Genomic DNA, 22,629 nt, shown 5'->3' with positions numbered 1-22,629 from the left:
TAGAGGAATGGGTACGCCGGATTCATGCAGTCAAAGTGCCGGTCGGTGTAATTAACTCGATTGAAGATGCCTTGGCTGAGCCGCAAATTCAGCATCGGCAGATGCTGGTCAATTTGCCGCACAGTTTAAATGCGCAATTTAAAATGATTGCATCACCGATCAAGCTGTCAGATACACCGGTCGAATACCGGCAGGCACCACCGCAACTGGGTGAACATACGGCCTATATTCTGTCCCGCTTTAAATCTGCTGAAGAACTGCAGGCTTTAAAACAGCAGGGCATTATTGATGGGAAAATTGCCTAGTGCTTTGCCTTGATTGTTAGTCTTCACTTGCTTTTTGCCGAACCTTACACCGTTCGGCTTTTTTTATTCAGCTATAAATATTGATGTAGATATTTACTGATGCTGCAATAAAAAGCGTTTAAGTTCGCGGGTAAATTTCAGCGGCTCAGTCAGTAGCGGAGTATGCCCTGATTTTTCAAACAACACCTGCTGTGCCTGTGCCACACTTTGGGCAATCAGGGTTTGTCCCTGTACCGGATAGAGCACCGATTGCACCCCGCTAAAAAACACCGTAGGACAGTTCAGCTGGCTTAAGGCTTCACGATAATCTTCGGCATGTTCTAAATAGTTGCGGATATACCAAGTCATATAGTCCAGTCGAGATGAGGGTAACAGCAGATGTTGCAAGCGTGGCTGTTGCAGGATTTTACAAAAGATAGCTCGCTGGCGCGGGTTGTTATTTTGCAGCTCAATAAACTGCATCCATAAAGCAAACAGTTGATCTTTGGCTGTGTTATTTAAATCGTGAATCCACCGGAGATGTGCGTGTTCCGTAAATAGCGCGGACAGTTCAGATAAAATCTGTTTGAAGCGGCTGTGCTGCTGGCCAAACAGGCCATAGGCCCAGTGTTCATCCACCATGATTTTCGGGGTCTGATCAATATGCAAATAAGCTTTTAACTGCGTTGCTAGCTGTCCATATTGCATGCCATGCATGGCGGTGGTCGCGCCCATCGAATAGGCAATGATTATAAACTGTTGCAGCTGCAGTTGCTGAATTAAGGATTGCACATCCTGCCAGTGGCTGGAAATCGCATCCAGCTCCGGAATGCGGCACTGCTTCGAACCGCCAAAGCCGCGCCAGTCGGGAATAATAAAACGGAACTGTTTGCGTAGCGGCCACAAAAACGGCAACCATTGCCAGCTGTGCATGCCTAAGCCGGATAGCACCAGCACCGGTTGGCCCTGACCAAATTCACGCACAAATAAACCTTCGCCATCGGGCATGACATAATACGGCATGAGATTTCATTCCTTGAAATTTTATTGTTGTTGATCAAAAGCTTTTAGCGCCGGAATCACCGCGTCCAGCCAGCGAATCCAGCCGATTTCCTGCTCGATACCCAGCTGTAAAATCATTTTATGAATATATAAGGTACGATTTTCGTCGGTCTGCTGGGCAAAGTCTTTGGCATAAATGGCCTGATACAGCTGTAATTTTTCCTGATGCAACTGTAAATGCCGCTCTAGCTCGGGCAAGACCTCATTGCCGCCGAGTTGTGCTTCGGCCCGTAAACGCACCATCAGTTCTTCACGGAGCTGCGCCGGAGGACTTTGCTTGACCATCCAGTCGGCCAGTTCGACCCGGCCTGCGCCCTCAACCTGATAGGTTTTTTTACGGCCTTGGGCATCTTCTTCAGCCAAAGTGGAAATCCAGCCTTTGCTGAGCATGCTGTTTAATTCACGATAAATCTGCTGATGGGTGGCATTCCAGAAAAAGCCCATCGAGCGATCAAAGCGCCGGGCCAGTTCAATGCCCGTGCTGGGTTTTTCAATCAGGCTGGTGAGTAACACATGGGCTAAAGACATAGACGAGATCATGCAAGTATGAATCTAAAATATTATGCAACATGTTGCATAAAAGTCAAAATTCGCATATAAATTTATGCAACAAGTTGCATTAACATAAAAATAGCCCGCTTTTGGCCAGCCAAGGAGAGAATATGTCGAATTATCCGCATCTGTTAGCCCCGCTTGATTTAGGCTTTACCACCTTAAAAAACCGCGTACTTATGGGTTCTATGCACGTGGGTCTTGAAGAAGCACCAAATGGTTATGCACGGATGGCAGCATTCTATGCAGAGCGTGCCAAAGGCGGCGTGGGCCTGATTGTGACCGGCGGGATTTCTCCAAATGATGCCGGCTTAACCTTTGCAGGTGGCAATAAACTTGACACCTTGGCCGAAGCTGAAAAACATAAAGTGGTCACCCAAGCCGTGCATGAAGCGGGCGGTAAAATCGCCTTGCAGATTTTGCATACTGGACGTTATTCCTATCAGCCAGATATTGTGGCGCCATCCGCGATTCAGGCACCGATTAACCCGTCTAAACCGCATGCACTTACCTCGGCTGAAGTGCAGCAGACCATCGCCGATTTTGCCAACTGTGCCAAGCTGGCCAAATATGCCGGTTATGATGGCGTTGAAATTATGGGTTCGGAAGGCTATCTGATTAACGAGTTTATTGCCAAGCGTACCAATCATCGTGATGATGAATGGGGCGGCAGCTATGAAAACCGGATTCGCTTTCCAATTGAAATCGTGAAACGTACCCGTGCCGAAGTCGGTGAAAACTTCATTATTATCTATCGTCTGTCGATGCTGGATTTGGTCGAAGGCGGATCAAGTTTTGAAGAAGTGGTGCAGCTGGCCAAAGAAATTGAAAAAGCGGGTGCGACCATTATTAATACCGGTATTGGCTGGCATGAAGCACGTATTCCGACCATTGCCACCAAAGTGCCGCGTGCGGCTTTTAGCTGGGTCACAGAAAAGCTCAAAAGTGAAGTCAAAATTCCTTTAATCACCTCCAACCGGATTAACACCCCGGAAATGGCAGAGCATGTACTGGCGACTGGCCAGGCCGATATGGTGTCGATGGCGCGTCCATTTTTGGCAGATGCCGATTTTGTAGTAAAAGCCGAGCAGGGCCGTAGCGATGAAATTAATACCTGTATTGCCTGTAACCAGGCCTGTCTGGACCATATTTTCTCCATGAAAATTGCCTCCTGTCTGGTCAATCCGCGTGCCTGTCATGAAACCGAACTGATCTTTAAAGAAGCCAGCCAGCCGAAAAACATTGCGGTGATTGGAGCGGGTCCAGCCGGTTTAAGCTTTGCAATTTATGCGGCAGACCGTGGTCATGAAGTGACGATTTTTGAAGCCTCTAACCAGATTGGCGGGCAGTTTAATATTGCCAAGACCATTCCGGGCAAAGAAGAGTTTTATGAAACCTTGCGTTATTTCAAACGTCAAATTGAGTTGCAGCCACGCATTCAGCTAAAACTGAACCATACGGCCAGCTTTGATGAGCTGAGCAAAAGCAGTTTTGACGAAATTGTGGTGGCAACCGGGGTGACTCCACGTCAGCTGGAGATTGAAGGAATTGATCATCCTAAAGTTCTGAGCTATCTGGATGTGCTGAAAGAGCGTCGACCGGTGGCGAAACGGGTTGCGATTATTGGTGCCGGTGGAATTGGTTTTGATACCGCAGAATACTTAAGTCATGCTGGTGAAAGTGGCAGTCTGAATCCGGAAAAATTCTATGATGAATGGGGGATTGATACCGAATATGAGCATGTCGGTGGCCTGAAACCGGCACAGGTAGAAGCCTCCAATCATGAAATCTATTTATTGCAGCGTAAAGCATCTTCGGTGGGAGCAGGCCTGGGCAAAACCACCGGCTGGATTCATCGTACCGGCTTAAAAAACCGCGATGTTAAAATGATGGCCGGCGTAAGCTACCAGAAAATTGATGATCAGGGGCTGCATATTACGGTCAATGACCAGCCGATGCTGCTGGAAGTTGAAAACGTGGTGATCTGTGCCGGACAGGAATCATATATCGCTATGTACGATCAGCTGCAAGCTGCGGGTAAAAATGTGCATCTGATTGGCGGTGCCAAGGAAGCCGGTGAGTTAGATGCCAAACGCGCAATCCGTCAGGGCGCAGAGTTGGCGGCGAAAATTTAATGCAATTCCTTCACCCTCTCCCTATGGAAGAGCACTGGGGAGAGGGTGAATAACCGCCTCTGCCCTGTGCAGCAGGGTTGCTCATCTTCTGGACGCAGAGGGAATTCGCTGAATAGAATCAACTCCTTCCTTTGAAAAAGGGGGGGAGGGATTTTTGTAGAAAAATTCCCCTAAATCCCCCTTTCTTGCACTTCGTTGTAAAGCAATGCTTTAAAACTTGCTTAGGGGGAGTTTATATAGCAATGAAATATCAAAACAAAAAAGGACCCCAAAATGACCTTACACATCACCAAAACCGCGATTGCCCGTTGGCACCAGATGCTTGAACAGCGTGATATGGCCATCCTGAATGAACTGCTGGCCGATGAGGTGGTGTTTCGTTCTCCGGTGGCCTATCAGCCTTATGCCGGCAAGCAGGTGGTGTTTTTTATTCTGACCAATGTAATTCAGGTCTTTGAGAACTTTAGCTATCACCGTGAATTTTATGCTGCAGACGGTAACAATGTTGTGCTTGAGTTTTCTGCCCAGGTGGGAGATAAAAAACTCAAGGGTATTGATATGATCCGCTTCAATGATCAAGGTCAGATTATTGATTTTGAAGTGATGATTCGTCCTAAAAGCGGCCTCGAAGCTTTGGCTGCCGAGATGGGACAACGGATGGCACAATTTATGCCCACCTGATCTAAGCCCTGAACTCAACTGACTTCATAACATGAGAGAACTAGCATGATATAAGCCAAACCATACAAGGGGGGAACAAAACATGAAATTTGTGATCCAGAAAATGGCCCAGCTCACCCAGCGCTTGATTGATGAATGGACCGGCGCCGCAGAACCGACCTTATATTTTAATCCCGAAGGTCAAATCCGGCGCTGTATAGATGTTTTACCGCAACTGAAACAGAAATACCGGCCAACCCCGTGGCTGTCCAATACCCATGCGCATCTGCTTTATTTTGACTTAATCAAGAAAAAAACCATCCGCCTGCATTACGATGCCATTGAGCAGCTGAACATGTCCGATGGTGGCGTAACGGCTATTGCCTGGTACGGTCTGCATCTGCCACCACGCACCCCAACCATTATTGTAATGCACACCATTGTCGGAACTGCCGAGAGCATGAGCGAGCTGGTGCGGGATTTACATCAGCAGACCGGCTGGCGTATTGCCTTATGTTTACGCCGTGGTCATGCCAACTTGCCTATGCCGGTTCCAAAAATCTGCCTGTTTGGTTCCACCGAAGATTTACGGGAACAGATCCAGTTTATTCAGCAAAAATTCCCGGTTTCTGCCCTATATGGCGTAGGTTCATCGGCGGGCACCGGTTTGCTGGTGCGTTATTTAGGCGAAGAAGGCGATAAAACGCCGCTAAAAGCTGCCTTTGCACTGTGCCCGGGGTATGACACCGAAATTGGCTTTAACCATGTTCATCCGTTTTATAGCAAAGTCATGACCAAAAAGGTGATTCAGGCCTTTATTGATCCTTATCGGAGTAGCTGGCAGAAAACCAAATCGTTGGCCAAAGTCATTACCGCGCAAAACCTGGCTGAATTTGAACAGGCCTATTTTGAGATGGCTGGCTATCATGATTATGACAGTTATAGCAAAGCCATTAACCCGATTTATGTGTTCCAGAATGTCAAAATTCCCCTGATGATTTTAAACGCCGAAGATGATCCGGTCTGTCATATTAAAAATCTGGAACCATATAAAGAACGTATTCAGAAAATGCCAAATATTATGGTGGTGACCACCAAAAAGGGCAGTCATTGCGGTTTTTATGAAGGTTTAGGTGCGCCGCAGTCCTGGGCCACACGTTTAATGGCTGATTATTTAAAGAACCAGCATCAACAGGGTGAACGATCTTATTCCTGAATGGAACAGCTTCATAAAAAAGCCAATAAAAAAACCCAGTACATGGACTGGGTTTTTTTATGCAACAGTGCTTGAAGGCTGAAATCAGTTTTCAAGCGCTGGAGTAGCTGCGGCAATGGCTGCGGCAACAGCGTCATCTTGTGACTGGCTGTCTGGGTTCGGGTTGGCTGGACGAGCTTCTACCGGTTTGTCTTCAGCAGGAGCGGCCTGAGCTGGCTGAGGGGCTGGCGCAGGTTCACGCGGCGTCACTTCACGACGAATTTCAGTTGTGGTGTTTTCAGTTTCAGTACGTTCAACTTCGTATTCCACTGGCGCTTCAGTTTCAGACACTTCTGGCGTTTCTGCTTCAAGTGGCTCGAACTGGGCTGGCTCAGTGATCTGCTCAGTTTGCTGAACCTCAACTTCAACCTGTTCTTCTTCCTGAGGTGCTTCTTTTTTAACACAGGCACTCAGGAATAAACTGGTTGCAATTGCACCACAAATTAAAAATTTTTTGTTCATAATCTAAAAAAGGAGGGTTCAACGAGATGCGAGTATTATAACAGCAAAAAATCAGATGAAAATCCTATGAATAAAATCTAATTTTTTATCGGAAATGCTGATAGAATAACCAATTGTTTATTGTTCTATGAATTGATGCGGAATGACTTTGCTTTATAGGTGCAGAGTAAAGTAAAATTGCGCAACATTGCAGGCCAGTTTAGGCTCGATTGTACGAGAAACCCAATGACCCATTTTATTTTCGTGACTGGTGGTGTTGTTTCATCACTAGGTAAAGGTATTTCAGCTGCTTCAGTTGCTGCACTTTTAGAAGCCCGTGGTTTGAAAGTAACCATGGTCAAAATGGATCCATACATCAATGTCGATCCAGGGACGATGAGTCCTTTCCAACATGGTGAAGTTTTTGTCACAGAGGATGGTGCTGAAACTGACTTAGACTTGGGTTATTACGAACGTTTCTTGCGTCGTGCGAAGATGACGAAGTTAAACAACTTCACATCAGGTCGCGTGTACCAAGACGTCTTAAATAAAGAGCGTCGTGGTGATTATCTGGGCGGTACCGTTCAGGTGATTCCACACATCACAGATAATATTAAAGAGCGTGTCCTTCGCGCAGGTGAAGGTTATGACGTTGCCATCGTTGAGATTGGCGGCACGGTCGGTGACATTGAATCTCTCCCATTCATGGAATCGGTCCGTCAGCTCATGGTTGAGCTCGGTCATAAACGTACCATGCTGATGCATTTAACCCTGTTGCCATACATCAAGTCTGCAGCAGAGTTAAAAACCAAGCCAACCCAGCACTCGGTTAAAGAATTACTGTCAATCGGTATTCAGCCAGATATCTTAATCTGCCGTACTGAGCACGATGTAGACGCAGATACTACCCGCAAAATTGCACTGTTCACCAACGTTGAAGCGCGTGCAGTTGTGGTGTGCAAAGATGCCAAAACCATTTATCAAATTCCACGTACCTTCTATGAGCAGGATGTGGATGATTTGATCTGTGAACGTTTTGGTTTTGATGTGCCAGAAGCAGACCTGTCTGACTGGGATAACGTGGTTGAAGCCTTACTGAATCCGGAATACACCGTACGTGTAGCGATGGTTGGTAAATACGTTGAACTGCCAGATGCCTATAAATCGGTGAACGAAGCATTATTGCATGCCGGTATTCAAAACCGTGTCAAAGTACAAATTGACTATGTCAATGCAGAAGACCTGGAAAGCCAGGACGTTGCAGCCGTACTGAAAGATGCTGACGCAATTCTGGTCCCTGGCGGCTTTGGTGAGCGCGGTACTGAAGGTAAAATGGCGGCCATCCGCTATGCACGTGAAAACGGTGTTCCATTCCTGGGCATCTGTTTAGGTATGCAGCTTGCCGTGATCGAATACGCACGTAATGTTGCCGGTATTGCAGATGCGACTTCAACTGAATTTAACCGTTCAACCAAATCTCCATTAATTGGTCTGATTACCGAATGGTTAGATGAGCGTGGTGAAGTACAGCAGCGTTCAGTTGATTCTGACCTCGGCGGTACCATGCGTTTAGGTGCACAAAAATCAGAACTGGTTGAAGGCACCAAAACCTGTGAAGTGTACGGTTCAGCAGAAATTATTGAACGTCACCGCCACCGCTATGAAATGAATAACCGTTATATTCCTGTTCTTGAAGAAAAAGGCATGAAAATCTCAGGTTATTCACCAGTACAGCACTTGGTGGAAACAGTTGAAATCCCTCAACATCCTTGGTTTATTGCGGTACAATTCCACCCAGAATTTACCAGCTCGCCACGTGATGGACATCCGCTGTTTGCAAGCTTTATTGATGCTGCCAAAAAGCAGTACCAAAACAAGCACTAAGCGGTAAAAGGAATAAACCAGGAAGTTTAAATGTCACAATTAAAAGCACAAGAAGTTGTACGTTTAGGCGATATACAAATGGCAAACCACTTGCCATTTGTACTATTCGGCGGCATGAACGTACTTGAGTCCAAAGATTTGGCCTTTGAAATTGCAGAAACCTATATTGATATCTGCACACGTTTGAATATTCCTTACGTTTTTAAGGCCAGCTTTGATAAAGCCAACCGTTCAAGCCTGAACTCATTCCGGGGCCCAGGCCTGGAAAAAGGGATTGAGTGGCTGGCAGACATCAAAAAACACTTCAATGTTCCGATTATCACCGACGTGCATGAGCCGTATCAGGCTGCGCCGGTGGCTGAAGTTGCTGACATTATTCAGCTTCCTGCCTTTTTAAGCCGTCAGACCGATTTAGTTGAAGCTATGGCCAAAACACAGGCCATCATCAACATTAAAAAAGCCCAATTCCTTGCGCCGCATGAAATGCGTCATATCCTGCATAAATGTCTGGAAGCTGGTAATGACAAACTGATTCTTTGTGAACGGGGCTCAGCCTTTGGTTACAACAATCTGGTTGTTGACATGCTGGGCTTTGACATCATGAAAGAGATGAATGTGCCGGTATTCTTCGATGTGACCCATGCGCTGCAAACGCCGGGTGGCCGTGCCGATTCAGCAGGTGGTCGCCGTGCGCAAATCACCACACTGGCGCGTGCCGGTATGGCGACCGGGCTTGCAGGTTTATTCCTGGAAGCGCATCCAGATCCGGATGTGGCCAAATGTGATGGCCCGTGTGCGCTGCGCCTGTCACAGCTAGAGCCATTCTTGGCGCAATTAAAAGAATTGGATACTTTAGTTAAAGGATTCAAAAAGTTAGATACTCATTGATGCCCGCAACAGCATCTATTATTCAATCAACTGAGGAATTGTTCATGAGCCAAATCGTTGACATTCGTGCACGTGAAATTTTGGACTCTCGTGGTAACCCAACCATCGAAGCAGACGTAATCTTAGCATCTGGCGTAGTTGGCCGTGCATGTGCACCATCTGGTGCTTCAACTGGTTCTCGTGAAGCTTTAGAACTTCGTGATGGCGATAAAGCACGTTACTTAGGTAAAGGTGTGAAAACTGCCGTAAACAACGTTAACACGCTAATCCGTGATGCGCTGGTGGGTAAATCAGTATTTGAGCAAAAAGACACCGACAATACGATGATTGCTTTAGATGGTACTGAAAACAAAGAAAAATTAGGTGCAAACGCAACGCTAGCCGTATCTTTGGCTGCTGCACGCGCTGCTGCTGATGAAAAGAAAATTCCTCTTTTCCAATACATCGCAGATTTACGTGGTCAAACCATTTTGACTATGCCTGTGCCAATGATGAACATCCTGAACGGTGGTGCGCACGCAGACAACACTGTTGACATCCAAGAGTTCATGATTGAGCCAGTAGGCTTCACTTCATTCGCTGAAGCATTACGTTCAGGCGCTGAAGTATTCCATGCGTTAAAATCAGTATTAAAGAAAAAAGGTTTGAACACAGCTGTAGGTGATGAAGGTGGTTTCGCGCCGAACTTACGTTCAAACGAAGAAGCAATTACCGTAATTCTTGAAGCAATTGAACAGACTGGCTACAAGGCAGGTTCTGACATGATGCTTGCGCTTGACTGTGCATCTTCTGAATTCTACAAGAATGGTCAATACGTACTGGAAGGCGAAGGCAACAAAGCATTCACCAGCAACCAGTTTGCTGACTATTTAGCTGGCTTGGTAAACCAATATCCAATTATCTCAATTGAAGATGGTTTAGATGAATCTGACTGGGAAGGCTGGTCTTACCTGACGTCAATTCTTGGCGACAAGATCCAGTTGGTCGGTGATGACCTGTTCGTGACTAACCCTAAAATCCTGCAACGCGGTATCAACGAAAAAGTGGGTAACTCGATTCTGATTAAATACAACCAGATTGGTACCTTGACTGAAACTTTAGATGCCATCTACCTTGCAAAAGCCAATGGTTACTCGACTGTTATTTCTCACCGTTCAGGTGAAACTGAAGACTCGACCATTGCCGATCTTGCAGTAGGTACAGCAGCAGGTCAAATCAAGACTGGTTCTCTATGCCGTTCTGACCGTGTAGCGAAATATAACCAATTACTTCGTATTGAAGAATTGACGAATGCTGCATATCGCGGTAAAGCTGAGTTTAAAGGTTTAAACTAAGCGACAGATGTCAATGTTAAGTGTATTCGACTCGAAATCGAGTAAAGTACTGTTGGGCCTTGCGATCGTTCTGATCGCAGGGTTTCAATATTTATACTGGTTTGGTGAAGGTGGTTATCGTGAACATCAGGAACTGATCCAGAAAATACAACAACAAACCGAACTCAATAATGAATTAAAAGAACGTAACCGGGTTTTGGCCGCGGAAGTTTATGATTTAAAAAATGGTGTAGAAGCCATCGAAGAACATGCCCGTCTTGATCTGGGCTTAATTAAACCACATGAAACTTTTGTACAGATGAGTACCATCAGTACCCAATATAAGCCGATTTATATCAATCCGAATGCCCAGGTAGATTTACGTACCAATGAAGCACCACAGCCAGCTGCAACAACCCCTACACCATAAACTTTGGGCCGTTATTCCGGCAGCAGGCTCGGGCAGTCGCTTTTCCAAATCCGAACTCAAGCAATACCAGATGATCCAGGACCACACGGTGCTGGAGCATACGGTAGCGCGTTTAAATCAGTTGCCGCTGGCAGGTTATGTGCTGGCCATTGGTGCGCAGGATGATGTGGCCCAGCGTTTGCCGTTTGCACATCAGGATAAAGCTCATTTTTGTCTGGGTGGCGCAGAGCGGGTCAACTCGGTACTGAATGCCTTGCAGTATTTATCTGCTATTGCATCGGATGAAGACTGGGTGCTGGTGCATGATGCCGCGCGTCCCTGTGTGGCGGTTGAAAACTTATATGCATTGGTGAATCAGGCAGTACACAACAACCAGAGTGCTATTCTGGCCATTCCGGTCCGTGACACCCTCAAGCGTGTAGAAACGCAGCGGCAGATTCAGACCACGGTAGACCGTGCCCAGCTGTGGCAGGCGCAAACCCCGCAAATGGCGCGCTTAGGTGAACTTAAACGCGCGATTGAACAAGCATTGGCGCAAGAGGTGAATATTACCGATGAAGCCAGTGCACTGGAGCATAGTGGCTATCCGGTACAGGTGGTACAAGGCCGCTCGGACAATATTAAAATTACCTATCCCGATGATCTGGAGCTGGCGCGTTTAATTCTGCAAGCTCAGCATGCCGGAAGCACTGCATAAAAAATCTTTGCTGAAATCATGAGTCGGGTGTGTATTTCCGATTCACTCTGCGCATGGTTCATCCTATAATTGCCGATGATTTGTTATCTGGATTGAATGGGGCGCAATGATACCTTCTCAGCAGTATCGTTTTTTACGTCACTCTTTACGTGATGGAAGAAGCATTAAAAGCGATACCTCTCGCTGGACCAAACTACACCTCGATCCTTGGCTATTATGCTTCCTGATCCTGAATGCAATTTTAGGGCTGATGGTGGTGTATAGTGCCACCGCACAGGATATGGGAATGGTGATGCGTCAGGGCATCAGCTTTGGTATCGGCTTTATTGCCATGTTTATCTGTGCGCAGATTCCGCCCAAGGTCTATCAGGCCGCCAGTCCCTATTTTTATGCCCTGGCCGTGCTCATGCTGGTACTGGTGCTGCTGATTGGTGAAACCCGCATGGGGGCCAAACGCTGGATCAGTCTGCCCGGTATTGGTAGTATGCAGCCCAGTGAATTCATGAAATTTACCATGCCACTGATGATGGCCTGGTATTTTGCTCGTAAACCGTTTCCACCCAAATTCCTGCAAATCGTCGGTGCGCTGGTGCTGCTCGGTATTCCTTTTGTGCTGGTGGCACTACAGCCGGACTTGAACATTGGCCTGATTATTCCAGGCATTTTTGTATTGTTTCTGAGCGGTATGTCCTGGCGTTTAATTGGCGGGGCATTTGCGGCGATGGCCATTGTTGCGCCGCTGGCCTGGATGTTTTTATTACAGGAATATCAAAAGAAACGGATTTTAACCCTGTTTGATCCGGAATCTGATGCACTCGGCGCCGGCTGGAATATTATTCAATCCAAAATCGCCATTGGTTCGGGCGGCCTGACCGGTAAGGGTTATCTGGAAGGCACTCAGTCGCATTTGGGTTATTTGCCGGAGCATCATACTGACTTTATTATGTCGACCTATGCTGAAGAATTTGGGTTCTTTGGCGTCTTTTTACTGTTCGCGCTGTTTGCTGCAATTATTATCCGCTGCCTGATTATCAGCCTGAGCTGTTTTCATAATTTCGGTCGCCTATATGCCGGTGCAGTTGGCTTGACCTTCTTCTTCTTTGTGTTTTTAAACTCCGGTATGGTCAGCGGGATTTTACCGGTAACCGGCGATCCATTACCGTTAATGAGTTATGGCGGTACGGCTGTGGTCAGTCTGCTGGCCGGGATGGGCATTGTTATGTCAGTACATACCCATCGTTAAACACGATCCTGCTGTTATAAAAAAAGCCTCATCTGAGGCTTTTGGGTTATGAGCTTTTCACAAAGCTGGCTTCCTGGGAAGACGGGTATTTGGTCAGCAGGGTGCTACGATACTGTGCGGCCAGTGCATCATTCTTGTCGACATTTTTAGCAATGCTATACAGACGATACACCGCATTAGAGGCTTTAGACGAATTTGGATATTTGCTGGCAACAATTTCAAAATTCTTTTTGGCTTCGCTGTAATTGGTCGGTTCAATTGCCAGATTAAACTCAGCCAGCCAGAAATAGGCATTGCTGATATACACGCTATTCGGATGGTTTTTAATAAAGTTTTGCATTGGGGCAATGGCTTTTTTGGCACCGCCTTGTTTATAGGCATCCAAAGCGATGGTATAGGCCGCTTTTTCCAGTTCTTCCGTCGAGCTTTGTGTGCTAACCACGGTGGTCGCTGCTGGCGCTGGGGCAGCGGTATTATTTACGGGGTTACTGGCGGGTTGGCTGCTGCTGGTTGTACTGGGAGAACTATCCTGTTGATTATCCTCCTCTACAGTAGGTGCCGCTTCCGGATCAATTTTCTGGTTCAGCAGTTCAAGACGCTGGTCTAAATCGGTATAACGGTTGGTCAGTTCATGCTTGAGCTGGGCAATCTCGTTTTCCTGTTCTTCCATTTTGCCACGCAGGGTGCGAATATCATTTTCAAGCTGCTGGTTTTTTTGCATCAATTGCCAGTTCAGGTTGGTGGTGACCGGAGCGCCACTATTGGAGGCGCCAATGGCCGCCGGGGTGCTGGCACTGCCGCTGTTCTGGCTTAAGCCGCGTGATTCAATGGGAATATTGGCCAGTGCTGGCGCAGAGCAGAGCAGGGTGAGTGCACAGAGCGTATGCTTTTTTAGCATCATTTTCATATCCATCTTTTATCTTTACTGGGAATGTGCGGTCAGGAAAGGGCTCATTCCAAATCATCATGTGCACATTAAAAACGGCCCGAACCCGAATTGCAATAAGCTTTTACAAAGTTGTCATGAATTAGGCATCTGTCAAAATTCTCGGAATTCTGTTGCAAAATAACCAATTAAATACAAACTGTTTTTTTAATAATCAAATAGATGGCTGATTTATATAAAAGCGCAATCAGGACTTGCAAGTTCAATAAAATTGTCTATACTCTGTTTCTGCAATGGTAGCCCTGCCGGTTACTTCGCAATTTCACCCTGTGAACCCCGCCAGGACCGGAAGGTAGCAACGGTAGCAGACGTGGGATGTGCCGAAGCTTTGCTGGTAGGGTTGCCACCATTTTTATAATTCTTAGAATATCGCTTTTTTCTTTTTAATTTCCTTTCGATTTAATCCCTATATTATTTTCTTATATTTGTCGATGTTTCATCCTAGTTAGATGCTTATCTACATCTCTAGATTCAGTTTTTAATCTTCTGCTTTACGGTTAATCGCCTTCATAATCGCATCCATTTCAAAACCACGATACATTAAAAAGCGGATCTGTCTGGCTTTCAGTTTCGGGTCTTTCGTGACATCAGGACCAAACTTTTTAACTTTTAATTCGTAGGCTTGCTGCACCCAGTCGGTTTCTTTCAGTTCTTCTGAAATTAAAGCGGTATCAATTTTTTTGCTTTTCAGCTTCATTTTAATCTGATTGGGGCCTTTACCTTTGCGCTTTTGGCTGGACAGCAGGGTTTCGGCCACACGCTGGTCACTCTGGTAATTCTTGCGTGACAGTTCATCGACCAAGGCGACCACTTCTTCACGGTTTTCTGCATACAGCGCCAGTTTCTCAATCAGTTCGGCTTTGGAATATTCTTTACGGGTTAGGACTGCAAAAGCATAAGAGCGCAAACGCGAGCCGCTTAAACCCGGTTTGTGCTCCTGACTGTTATTATGTTCGAATAAGCGTTCTTCAGGATCAAATTCAGGCGGGGCAGCTGCAGATACAGATGGTGCTGGCTGATCTTCTGCATCGCCAAATTGCTGCTTTAAGGTTTCATAGTCCAACAGTTTAGTGAATTTCGCATCTGACATAAGCATCTCGCAGAAAAGGGCCACCAGCATAATAACAAAACGCCCCGTAGGGCGTATTGTGTAATGTCTAAAGTCTCAACAGTTGAGTCTTACAGATCTAATGAAAAGTCAGGTTCCTCTTCGTCTTTTTCTTCAACCACGTTGCCTGTGGTTAATAGCTGTTCACGAATCAGTTTTTCAATGGTCTGTGCCAGTTCAGGATGTTCTTCCAGATGGCGAATGGTATTGTTTTTACCTTGGCCAATCTTTTCACCTTGATATGAATACCAAGCACCAGCTTTTTGCACAATCTCTTGCTGCACAGCCAGGTCGACCAGTTCACCTAAATGGTTCACACCTTTGCCGTACAGAATCTGGAACAGCGCTTCACGGAACGGAGGTGCCATCTTGTTCTTCACCACTTTTACTTTGGTTTCAGAACCGACAATTTCATCACCTTCTTTGACCTGACCAACACGGCGAATATCTAAACGTACTGAGGCATAGAATTTCAGTGCGTTACCACCAGTGGTGGTTTCCGGGCTACCAAACATCACACCAATCTTCATACGGATCTGGTTAATGAAGATCACCATACAGTTAGAACGTTTGGCATTACCGGTAATTTTACGTAGCGCCTGGCTCATCAGACGAGCCTGCAGGCCCATATGTGAATCACCCATTTCGCCTTCAATTTCGGCACGAGGGGTCAGGGCCGCAACAGAGTCGACGACGATCAGGTCAATTGCGCCTGAACGTACCAGCATGTCGGCAATTTCCAGCGCCTGTTCACCATTGTCCGGTTGCGAGACCAGCAGGTTATCAATATCTACACCCAGTTTGCGCGCATATTGAGGATCAAGAGCATGTTCGGCATCAATAAAGGCACAGGTGCCGCCGGCTTTTTGACATTCCGCAATGGCTTGCAGGGTCATTGTGGTTTTACCTGAAGATTCAGGGCCATAAATTTCAATAATACGGCCTTTTGGTAAACCACCAATACCGAGCGCGATATCCAGCGTTAATGAACCGGTAGATACTGCTTCTACAGCTTGTACGGTATTGTCACCAAGACGCATTACTGTGTTTTTACCAAACTGTTTTTCAATCTGGCTTAGGGCAGCATTTAGCGCCTTGCTTTTATTCTCATCCATCTTACAACCTCAATACGATGTCACCAAACAATATACTCAAGTGGATGTATGTACTTCAAACTCTTTCCACCCGAGTATAGTGACAGAATTTATGTTTCTCTTCTATGAAAATCAGTGGCCTTGCGACACATTCTGACGCCCAAAATTAATCATCATGATATGACCAGGACTGGTCATAGGACTGATCATTTTCTTGTTTAAATTTACTGATTTGTCGTCGGTCTTTTTTACTTGGACGATGATCAGGCCGTGCTAGATTATGCAACTTTCTTTGTGATGCAATCAATTCCCGACGAGCAATACTGACCTCAGTTTCTTCATAAAGTTGCTGGGCCACCGGTGCCGGACCGCGGACTGCTGATAAAGACAGTACTTTGACCGTTTTGCGGTCAAAGCCCTGTTGTACGGTCAGCTCCATGCCAACCCGGATTTCCTTGGAAACTTTGACGCGCTCACCATTATGATGCACCTTGCCGCCTTCAATGGCTGCTTTGGCAATTGAACGGGTTTTAAAAAAGCGGGCCGCCCAGAGCCACTTGTCAATACGCATGCTTTCTACAGCTTCGTGTTGAGCAGATTTAGGCATATATTTTGTTTTCCTCAGCGTGTTGCAATAGGGGAATCAGGTCGGTCAGCGCATGCAGCATCGGATAACGGCTGTCTACACGGGCTGCTTTGCCTGATGAAGGCTGCTGAATGGTCAGCAGCTGTTGAATACCGAATTTTGCTGCACCATTGAGTACTTTTTCGGTATCATCAATAAAGTAACAGCGGGCAGGATCAAAAGGATGCTGCTGTGCCAGGTGTTGCCAGAACGCGACAAATTCTTTGGCATGTCCAACGGTTTCACTGCTGATCATGACATCAAAATAGTCGGCCAGACCAGTCTGCTCAAGTTTAAAGGCCAGGCCGGCGCAGTCGGCATTGGTGGCCAGCCAGATTGGATAGCCATTGGCTTTTAGGTAATCGAGCAGCTCGATACAGCCCGGTCTTAAAGCCACCTTATGTTTGTGCTCAATCTGCATGGCCAGTACATCGACCCCGACTTTACTGGTCCAGAAGCGCGATGAATACCAGTTGAGGGTATGGTTGTGTTCCTGATAAAACTGGAACAGGGTATCCCGGCTTTCCGCCAGACTGCATTGATGCAGCTCGGCATAGCGCGCCGGTAACAGCTCATTCCAGATGAAATCATCATAGGCAAGGTCAAGCAGCGTACCATCCATGTCAAAGATGATGGTGGGTTGATCAGAATAATTCGACATATAAGGCTATCTATGTTTAAAAAAACCACAGCACCACAAGATCCACTGATTTTGCAGCTGATGCCCATTGTGACACAGGCATGTGAAATCTTGCGAGAAGAATATCAGCGTTATTGTTCCGGTGCCGATTTTGATATTGAACACAAAAGCGATGAATCGCCCGTAACCCAGGCCGATTTTCGGGTGAATGCCTTCATTACAGAACAGCTGGCCCAGCAGTTTCCAGATATGCCGCTACTGTCAGAAGAAGGCGCAGTTTATGATCGGGCGCGGTGGGACACGTTCTGGCTGCTTGATCCACTCGATGGCACCAAAGAGTTTTTACATCAACGTCCGGAATTTACCATTAACCTGAGTCTGATCGAAGGCATTCATACCACCTTTGCCATTCTGGCGATTCCGGGCGAGCAAACGGTGTATATCTGCCCCAAACAGGGCCTGCCGCTACGGTTTAATATCCAGCAACAGCAATGGTACGCCTATCTATATGTAGACAGTGGTCCGCAGATTCAAGTCGGTTTAAGTCAAAGTAGCCAAAATAAACCGGTCTATGAGCAGTATCTACAGGCGCTCGCTACGATTGAACAGGACTATACGGTTTTTCGTGCTGGCAGTGCTTATAAGTTCTGCATGATGCTGGAAGATAAAGTGGATTTATATCCGCGTTTTCACCCAACCAGTGAATGGGACACCAGTGCTGGCCAATGCCTGATTGAACGGATTGGCGGTGGCCTGATTGATTTTCAGGGACGGCCATTTTTATATAACCATCGTGATACGCTGTTAAATGGCAATTTTATTGCCTATAAAAATGCCGAAATGAAAGAGATTGCCTTGCGTGCTCTAGCACTTATGGCGAATGAACATTGAGCTAATTTGCCAACATGCTATAGTGGGCTTAACACCTTTGTATTTGGCTTGATCCATGGCGTTAGAGCTGCTTCCACCGAGTATGTTAAAGGCAATTGATTTATTGCCCGATGTACATACTCCCGTGACCTTGTTTACCCGGCATTCCATTCGTGAAAATGTGGCTGGACAGGGACTGGCGGGCTATGATTTGCAGTTAACCGGTCCGGGGCGTGAACTGGCGCAAAAATGGGGGGCTTATCTCATTGACCATAGCGGACGCGCCATTCAGCATTGTATCTCTAGTCCAATCCAGCGCTGTGTCGATACTGCCGCCTTAATGATTGAAGGTGCAGATTCGGTACATATTGCGCCAAATACCCATCATATTGAAATTGTCGAGCAGGGTTTGCTGGTTGAGCCGGGCAGTTTTGTGCTGGACATCAAGCAGGCCGGGCCATATTTTCGTCAGCAGGGTGCGTTGGGCTTTATTAACAGCTTTGTCAATAATGCCTTGCCGGGCATGAAACATCCGATTCATGGCGTGGTGGATGTGCTGGAACTGATTTATAACACTCATCCTAACAGTCCGGGCGGCCTAAGTCTGGCGGTCAGTCATGACACCATTCTGGCTGCGATTATTGCGGTAATTTCAGGGCGTAATGAGGTGTCACAGGAAGACTGGCCACAAATGATGGAAGGGCTGTTTGTCTGGTTTGAAGGTGAAAATTTTCTGGAATCACAGTTGAAATGGATCTGGCGCGGCAAAGTACATACCTTGGATATCTCGCAGTTTCATCAAAAAGTTTAATATAAATTTGCGCTGGGGATGGTTTGTGAAGGTGAGCTATGGCTGGCTTTAATATATCTTGCTCACACTCAAAAAAAATTCACCTAAAATGACTATGTGCTACGCCTATTTCTATTGGGGTGTAAGAGTCTTGTCTGTCTAAAAAACGCCTAAATCAAAATTTTATTTTCTGCTGCATTTTTGTTCATCATTTAAAAAATAAAAATTAGCTTTCTCTGTATCTACTCAATAAAGTACAACACATTGCTTTGGACTCTAAACTACTTTAATATATTTAATTAAGTTATTGAAAAATATGTGTTTATTTTTTTATTTTTAGTCATAAATTGACATTGGGGTAAAGTAAATAGTGAAAAGTGTGATCAAGTTTCCGCTTAGTTTGTTAAGTGTAAGTATATTGTCGTTTATGCTGACGGCATGTGGCGGTGGTGGTAGTGATGGAGAAAGTCAACAGCCGAACAATGGGACAGCACCAGATGCTCCGCTGCATGGAAGTCATTATCCTGAGCCAACGCAAGATGTGGTAAGTCCATCTGTTTTGGGTTTTTATGATTTTAATGCCCAGTCTGAATCACGTGAAGTGCGTAATGATTTAACAGGTTCTTTGCAGGCGATGGTGCAGTTTGCCCAAGGCCATGTGGTTGACCCGAATGGTAACGAAGAGAAAAAAATGCCACGTTTAACCGCAGAACGGGAGGCATTGTTATTAATCACACCGATGCAGGAGATGGATCAGATTAATGCACTGCAGGTTGAGGTGTATCAGAATGAACGGCTGTTACGCCGTATCAACCTGGCTGATCCGACTCAAATTCCGGCCTCGGACCAGAGCAATCGTGATGGCCGTGCAGAAGTGCGCTACAGTAAACGGGCCTGGTCAGCGCGCTTAAACTGGGATGAAGTACGTCCGGGCTTAAAATTACGGATCATTGACAGCAAAAACCGCAGTGGTGATTTACTGGCAGAGCAGATTGATTTTGCTGCGCCTGGTGAACTGGTACTAAATAATATCCGGATTGGACTGCTCACTGCGCCGCCACATTCAACAGGACATGCCATGCTGCTTGAACCGGAAAATTCAGGCACAGACTATTTCCAGACCATTCCGGCAGCGCACATGACGGTGGCTAAATATGATGATATTCAGCTGGATCGGGTGATGGTGGCCAACGGCACCATCTACGACAGTCAAAGTGCAGGCGAAGGCGGTGTTTATTCGGGGGATATGCGTGAAAACACGGCGAAATCGACCTTTAGTGTGGGAATTAACTTGGCCAACTGGGGGGTGACCAGTGCTTCGATGCTCAGTCAGCAACAGCCTCAACTGACTCAAACTGTGGTAACTCACCATGCGCGGGGTAAATATAGCAATGGTGAACAGACCCATGGCTTGAGTGGCGGTAACGGCATGTTGACCCTGTATAACTCGGTGGGTAACGAATTTAGCCATGAAATTGGCCATCATTATGGTTTAGGCCATTATCCGGGCTCTTTTAAAGTAGATGATACCACCACCAATTATTTCTGGTCGGCACATCATGCCGATAGTGGCTGGGGCTATATAGGCTATCGCAACAAAATGCGCGGTAATTTGGCCTGGCAATCCTCCAATCTGGGCGATGGCAAAAACGGGGTGCCAAATTTCCTGAAACTGTATCCGTATGGTTGGGATGCCATGTCAGGCGGTGCCACCAATAGCAGTATTTCACGTTATACCCATTACACCGGTTATAGTACCTTTTTGCGTATCCAGCCGCATTTTACCAATCGTCATGTGTGGGATGAAAGCTCGCCATCCGGCTATAAACGCTGGAATCCGGACAGCCGCCAGATGGAAGTGGTCTATCCGAAAGTGCCGAATTCAAGCGAGGTCTGGTATAACAGCGCCGATGGCTATTATTTAAAACCGCGTTTATTTGGGGTGCCGGTGATTACCATTATTGGCGGCTATGATCCGGAAACCCAGCAAGGGGTGTTGTATCCGGCAGCACGCAGCAACTGGGGCAATGTCTATGATTTGCCGGCTGCACAGCGTGGCGCAGAGCAGGCGGCTTGCTGGTTAGATGTTCAATATACCAATCGCAGCCAGAACGTGGCTTTGGCACCTCATCGTATGCGTGGTAATGCCAATAAGCTGCATGTGAACCTGGCCATTGCAGATCAGCCGCAACAGGTTAATTTGTACTGCAAAAAAGCCAATGAAGCCGAGAAATTATTATCGACACTTACGATTCCTCAATACAGCACTGCCATTTCAGCTGCTGTAAAAATTGGACGCGCGGATGGTTATACGGCGCTTAGAAAAGTGGAATTGCCGGAATTCCAGCAGCAATTGGAAGCACAGGCCAATCAGGCGGTGATCGCTTTAAAGCCGGCTGCACAATTACTATATGATTCTTATGCAGAAAATCGTCATGAATTGAGTGCACTAGCTCAGCAGCAGTTGCAGCGTTATGAACAGCAGCAACAGAACATCTACCGTTTGAATCGCTGGATGAATGTCTACCGTGCCGATCTGGAGCATGCAAAACCTGAAGCGCAAACAGCGCTGGATGGCTTCGTGACGCAGTTGGGACTGGCCAATGAAGATCTTCTGGCTGAAGCAACGCTACTTAAAAACAGAAATAACTGTTTGAAAGTGGAAACTCTGGCGACAGGTCAGAAAAATGTCTATATCAGTGGTGCAAGCGCCTGTACCGGAGATGACACCGAGCAATGGATTTATGATGGTTTGGGCCGGATTCATAGTAAAGCCGAGATGGATCTGTGTTTAAGCAATAACGGCAATATGGTAACACTGGCCAGCTGTAGCACCACACAGGACAGTCAGGTGTGGACAATGCATACAGAAACCGGAACCATCCGCCAGGGTGCTCAATGTTTTGATCTGGAACATGGCTATTTAAAAGACAATCGTGCCCGTTTAATCCGCTATGGCTGTACCGGTGGGGCTAACCAGCAATGGACCCAGTTAAGCGCTAATAATAGTCTGCAACTGGCTTATTTAACCCCAGAAAACTTAAGACTGATGCTGAAATAACAATTCATATTCAACATTCTAGTCTGAATTATATAAACACCTTCTAAGTAGTTTAGGAGGTGTTTTTTTATGGGGGATGTTGTGGCAATCAAAAATATAGGGGGACAGATTTATTTTCTAGCGATGGTAGGTCGTGTGATGGTTAGATGTTTTTTAGACGGTTTAGTGTGGAATTGAGATGGAATCGATTGGGACGTAAACGTATTGAGGATAAGATCGGACCAAAATAAAATCTACAGATACAAAAAAAGCCCTGAATCAGGGCTCTTTCTGCTTTGCGATTAGTTAGAAGCTAATGCTTTAACTTGCGCGTTCAAGCGGCTCTTATGACGAGCAGCTTTATTTTTATGGATGATGCCTTTATCAGCCATGCGGTCGATTACAGGTACAGCTTTTTTGTAAGCTTCTGAAGCAACAGCATAGTCACCAGCAGCGATAGCAGCTACTGTACGTTTAAGATAGGTACGAACCATAGAACGCAAGCTTGCGTTATGTTTACGTGCTTTAACGTTTTGACGAGCACGTTTTTTAGCTTGAGCAGAGTTTGCCACTCGTGCACTCCTTGAAATAGATTGGTCTGGGCGGGCCGCAATTCAACTGAAAACCACATCAGCAGAATTTCACCAGCCCGTAAACAAGTGCCATATTTTG

Annotated in this window: 21 protein-coding genes, 1 other RNA gene and 1 pseudogene; 14 read left to right on the top strand and 9 right to left on the bottom strand. The window is 46.4% G+C overall.

The genetic code is table 11. The features are described 5' to 3' along the window. Positions 1 to 2 precede the first annotated feature (2 nt). Positions 3 to 305, top strand: a pseudogene (locus FTT89_RS11005) (CoA transferase); the annotation flags it as partial. A 93-nt stretch (positions 306 to 398) separates the two neighbouring features. Here FTT89_RS11005 and FTT89_RS11000 read toward each other — a convergent pair. Then, positions 399 to 1,307 carry an alpha/beta fold hydrolase gene (locus FTT89_RS11000; protein WP_180056943.1) on the bottom strand — a complete coding sequence of 303 codons (909 nt, stop codon included), beginning with the start codon at positions 1,305 to 1,307 and terminating at the stop codon, positions 399 to 401. A 21-nt stretch (positions 1,308 to 1,328) separates the two neighbouring features. Beyond that, on the bottom strand, positions 1,329 to 1,874 hold the full coding sequence (locus tag FTT89_RS10995; RefSeq protein WP_075166819.1) for a PadR family transcriptional regulator: 546 nt from the start codon (positions 1,872 to 1,874) through the stop codon (positions 1,329 to 1,331). Positions 1,875 to 2,008: 134 nt separating this feature from the next. On the opposite strand from FTT89_RS10995, the gene FTT89_RS10990 reads away from it, so the two are divergent. From FTT89_RS10990 to FTT89_RS10980, 3 genes are all read left to right on the top strand, one after another. Beyond that, positions 2,009 to 4,033: an NADPH-dependent 2,4-dienoyl-CoA reductase gene (locus FTT89_RS10990; protein WP_180056941.1), complete on the top strand. Its 2,025-nt coding sequence runs from the start codon at positions 2,009 to 2,011 to the stop codon at positions 4,031 to 4,033. 273 nt (positions 4,034 to 4,306) lie between these two features. Continuing rightward, positions 4,307 to 4,714: a nuclear transport factor 2 family protein gene (locus FTT89_RS10985; protein ID WP_075166817.1), complete on the top strand. Its 408-nt coding sequence runs from the start codon at positions 4,307 to 4,309 to the stop codon at positions 4,712 to 4,714. 82 nt (positions 4,715 to 4,796) lie between these two features. Further along, entirely contained in the window at positions 4,797 to 5,909 is a 1,113-nt protein-coding gene (locus FTT89_RS10980) for a YheT family hydrolase (protein ID WP_168383749.1), read from the top strand. 84 nt (positions 5,910 to 5,993) lie between these two features. Here FTT89_RS10980 and FTT89_RS10975 read toward each other — a convergent pair whose 3' ends face one another. Continuing rightward, a complete protein-coding gene (locus tag FTT89_RS10975) occupies positions 5,994 to 6,410 on the bottom strand; it encodes an internalin (protein WP_127800152.1) in 417 nt (138 codons plus the stop codon). A gap of 225 nt (positions 6,411 to 6,635) precedes the next feature. Here FTT89_RS10975 and FTT89_RS10970 point away from each other — a divergent pair, with 225 nt between their 5' ends. The 6 genes from FTT89_RS10970 (at position 6,636) to rodA (ending at position 12,844) form a co-directional block, all read left to right on the top strand. Further along, entirely contained in the window at positions 6,636 to 8,273 is a 1,638-nt protein-coding gene (locus FTT89_RS10970; protein ID WP_005178510.1) for a CTP synthase, read from the top strand. A gap of 30 nt (positions 8,274 to 8,303) precedes the next feature. After that, complete coding sequence (gene kdsA, locus FTT89_RS10965) at positions 8,304 to 9,161, top strand: 3-deoxy-8-phosphooctulonate synthase (RefSeq protein WP_005178509.1); 858 nt, start codon at positions 8,304 to 8,306, stop codon at positions 9,159 to 9,161. A gap of 44 nt (positions 9,162 to 9,205) precedes the next feature. Beyond that, on the top strand, positions 9,206 to 10,495 hold the full coding sequence (gene eno / locus FTT89_RS10960) for a phosphopyruvate hydratase (RefSeq protein ID WP_180172854.1): 1,290 nt from the start codon (positions 9,206 to 9,208) through the stop codon (positions 10,493 to 10,495). Between the two features lie 7 nt (positions 10,496 to 10,502). Continuing rightward, entirely contained in the window at positions 10,503 to 10,904 is a 402-nt protein-coding gene (locus tag FTT89_RS10955; protein WP_180006343.1) for a septum formation initiator family protein, read from the top strand. After that, on the top strand, positions 10,864 to 11,601 hold the full coding sequence (ispD, locus tag FTT89_RS10950; RefSeq protein ID WP_168399943.1) for a 2-C-methyl-D-erythritol 4-phosphate cytidylyltransferase: 738 nt from the start codon (positions 10,864 to 10,866) through the stop codon (positions 11,599 to 11,601). Before FTT89_RS10955 ends, ispD begins: the two co-directional genes overlap by 41 nt. A 106-nt stretch (positions 11,602 to 11,707) precedes the next feature. After that, entirely contained in the window at positions 11,708 to 12,844 is a 1,137-nt protein-coding gene (rodA, locus tag FTT89_RS10945; RefSeq protein ID WP_005178500.1) for a rod shape-determining protein RodA, read from the top strand. Between the two features lie 46 nt (positions 12,845 to 12,890). Here rodA and FTT89_RS10940 read toward each other — a convergent pair whose 3' ends face one another. Further along, positions 12,891 to 13,745, bottom strand: a complete 855-nt coding sequence (locus FTT89_RS10940; RefSeq protein WP_180006342.1) for a YbgF trimerization domain-containing protein — start codon at positions 13,743 to 13,745, stop codon at positions 12,891 to 12,893. 288 nt (positions 13,746 to 14,033) lie between these two features. Between FTT89_RS10940 and ffs the strand changes: the two genes are divergently transcribed. Beyond that, an RNA gene (gene ffs, locus FTT89_RS10935) (signal recognition particle sRNA small type) lies at positions 14,034 to 14,130 on the top strand. A gap of 138 nt (positions 14,131 to 14,268) precedes the next feature. On the opposite strand, the gene FTT89_RS10930 is transcribed toward ffs, so the two are convergent. From FTT89_RS10930 to yrfG, 4 genes are all read right to left on the bottom strand, one after another. Further along, the gene (locus tag FTT89_RS10930; protein WP_180006341.1) at positions 14,269 to 14,880 is read right to left on the bottom strand and encodes a regulatory protein RecX; all 612 of its coding nucleotides are present in this window, start codon (positions 14,878 to 14,880) and stop codon (positions 14,269 to 14,271) included. Between the two features lie 89 nt (positions 14,881 to 14,969). Beyond that, positions 14,970 to 16,013, bottom strand: a complete 1,044-nt coding sequence (gene recA / locus FTT89_RS10925) for a recombinase RecA (protein ID WP_005178495.1) — start codon at positions 16,011 to 16,013, stop codon at positions 14,970 to 14,972. A gap of 145 nt (positions 16,014 to 16,158) precedes the next feature. After that, positions 16,159 to 16,599, bottom strand: a complete 441-nt coding sequence (locus tag FTT89_RS10920; protein ID WP_005178493.1) for an RNA-binding S4 domain-containing protein — start codon at positions 16,597 to 16,599, stop codon at positions 16,159 to 16,161. Continuing rightward, on the bottom strand, positions 16,592 to 17,278 hold the full coding sequence (yrfG, locus tag FTT89_RS10915; RefSeq protein ID WP_180134345.1) for a GMP/IMP nucleotidase: 687 nt from the start codon (positions 17,276 to 17,278) through the stop codon (positions 16,592 to 16,594). Before yrfG ends, FTT89_RS10920 begins: the two co-directional genes overlap by 8 nt. A 12-nt stretch (positions 17,279 to 17,290) precedes the next feature. Here yrfG and FTT89_RS10910 point away from each other — a divergent pair, with 12 nt between their 5' ends. The 3 genes from FTT89_RS10910 (at position 17,291) to FTT89_RS10900 (ending at position 21,978) form a co-directional block, all read left to right on the top strand. Then, on the top strand, positions 17,291 to 18,148 hold the full coding sequence (locus FTT89_RS10910) for a 3'(2'),5'-bisphosphate nucleotidase CysQ (RefSeq protein ID WP_180006339.1): 858 nt from the start codon (positions 17,291 to 17,293) through the stop codon (positions 18,146 to 18,148). Between the two features lie 55 nt (positions 18,149 to 18,203). Beyond that, positions 18,204 to 18,938 carry a histidine phosphatase family protein gene (locus tag FTT89_RS10905; RefSeq protein WP_005178488.1) on the top strand — a complete coding sequence of 245 codons (735 nt, stop codon included), beginning with the start codon at positions 18,204 to 18,206 and terminating at the stop codon, positions 18,936 to 18,938. 361 nt (positions 18,939 to 19,299) lie between these two features. Continuing rightward, entirely contained in the window at positions 19,300 to 21,978 is a 2,679-nt protein-coding gene (locus FTT89_RS10900) for a M66 family metalloprotease (RefSeq protein WP_373684874.1), read from the top strand. A gap of 281 nt (positions 21,979 to 22,259) precedes the next feature. Here FTT89_RS10900 and rpsT read toward each other — a convergent pair whose 3' ends face one another. Beyond that, entirely contained in the window at positions 22,260 to 22,529 is a 270-nt protein-coding gene (rpsT, locus tag FTT89_RS10895) for a 30S ribosomal protein S20 (protein WP_005178484.1), read from the bottom strand. Positions 22,530 to 22,629 lie beyond the last annotated feature (100 nt).

This window comes from Acinetobacter sp. YH01025 (genome assembly GCF_013420185.1).
In the GTDB taxonomy this organism is placed as follows: domain Bacteria; phylum Pseudomonadota; class Gammaproteobacteria; order Pseudomonadales; family Moraxellaceae; genus Acinetobacter; species Acinetobacter indicus.
Note: the sequence above shows the minus strand (reverse complement) of the source record. Positions and strands in the feature narration are given on the sequence as shown.

What these genes read in the sequence shown, in the direction of transcription:
- FTT89_RS11000 (WP_180056943.1), bottom strand. Translation starts at nt 1,307, where the DNA reads ATGCCGTATTATGTCATGCCCGATGGCGAAGGTTTATTTGTGCGTGAA.
- FTT89_RS10995 (WP_075166819.1), bottom strand. Translation starts at nt 1,874, where the DNA reads ATGTCTTTAGCCCATGTGTTACTCACCAGCCTGATTGAAAAACCCAGC.
- FTT89_RS10990 (WP_180056941.1), top strand. Translation starts at nt 2,009, where the DNA reads ATGTCGAATTATCCGCATCTGTTAGCCCCGCTTGATTTAGGCTTTACC.
- FTT89_RS10985 (WP_075166817.1), top strand. Translation starts at nt 4,307, where the DNA reads ATGACCTTACACATCACCAAAACCGCGATTGCCCGTTGGCACCAGATG.
- FTT89_RS10980 (WP_168383749.1), top strand. Translation starts at nt 4,797, where the DNA reads ATGAAATTTGTGATCCAGAAAATGGCCCAGCTCACCCAGCGCTTGATT.
- FTT89_RS10975 (WP_127800152.1), bottom strand. Translation starts at nt 6,410, where the DNA reads ATGAACAAAAAATTTTTAATTTGTGGTGCAATTGCAACCAGTTTATTC.
- FTT89_RS10970 (WP_005178510.1), top strand. Translation starts at nt 6,636, where the DNA reads ATGACCCATTTTATTTTCGTGACTGGTGGTGTTGTTTCATCACTAGGT.
- kdsA (WP_005178509.1), top strand. Translation starts at nt 8,304, where the DNA reads ATGTCACAATTAAAAGCACAAGAAGTTGTACGTTTAGGCGATATACAA.
- eno (WP_180172854.1), top strand. Translation starts at nt 9,206, where the DNA reads ATGAGCCAAATCGTTGACATTCGTGCACGTGAAATTTTGGACTCTCGT.
- FTT89_RS10955 (WP_180006343.1), top strand. Translation starts at nt 10,503, where the DNA reads ATGTCAATGTTAAGTGTATTCGACTCGAAATCGAGTAAAGTACTGTTG.
- ispD (WP_168399943.1), top strand. Translation starts at nt 10,864, where the DNA reads ATGAAGCACCACAGCCAGCTGCAACAACCCCTACACCATAAACTTTGG.
- rodA (WP_005178500.1), top strand. Translation starts at nt 11,708, where the DNA reads ATGATACCTTCTCAGCAGTATCGTTTTTTACGTCACTCTTTACGTGAT.
- FTT89_RS10940 (WP_180006342.1), bottom strand. Translation starts at nt 13,745, where the DNA reads ATGATGCTAAAAAAGCATACGCTCTGTGCACTCACCCTGCTCTGCTCT.
- FTT89_RS10930 (WP_180006341.1), bottom strand. Translation starts at nt 14,880, where the DNA reads ATGTCAGATGCGAAATTCACTAAACTGTTGGACTATGAAACCTTAAAG.
- recA (WP_005178495.1), bottom strand. Translation starts at nt 16,013, where the DNA reads ATGGATGAGAATAAAAGCAAGGCGCTAAATGCTGCCCTAAGCCAGATT.
- FTT89_RS10920 (WP_005178493.1), bottom strand. Translation starts at nt 16,599, where the DNA reads ATGCCTAAATCTGCTCAACACGAAGCTGTAGAAAGCATGCGTATTGAC.
- yrfG (WP_180134345.1), bottom strand. Translation starts at nt 17,278, where the DNA reads ATGTCGAATTATTCTGATCAACCCACCATCATCTTTGACATGGATGGT.
- FTT89_RS10910 (WP_180006339.1), top strand. Translation starts at nt 17,291, where the DNA reads ATGTTTAAAAAAACCACAGCACCACAAGATCCACTGATTTTGCAGCTG.
- FTT89_RS10905 (WP_005178488.1), top strand. Translation starts at nt 18,204, where the DNA reads ATGGCGTTAGAGCTGCTTCCACCGAGTATGTTAAAGGCAATTGATTTA.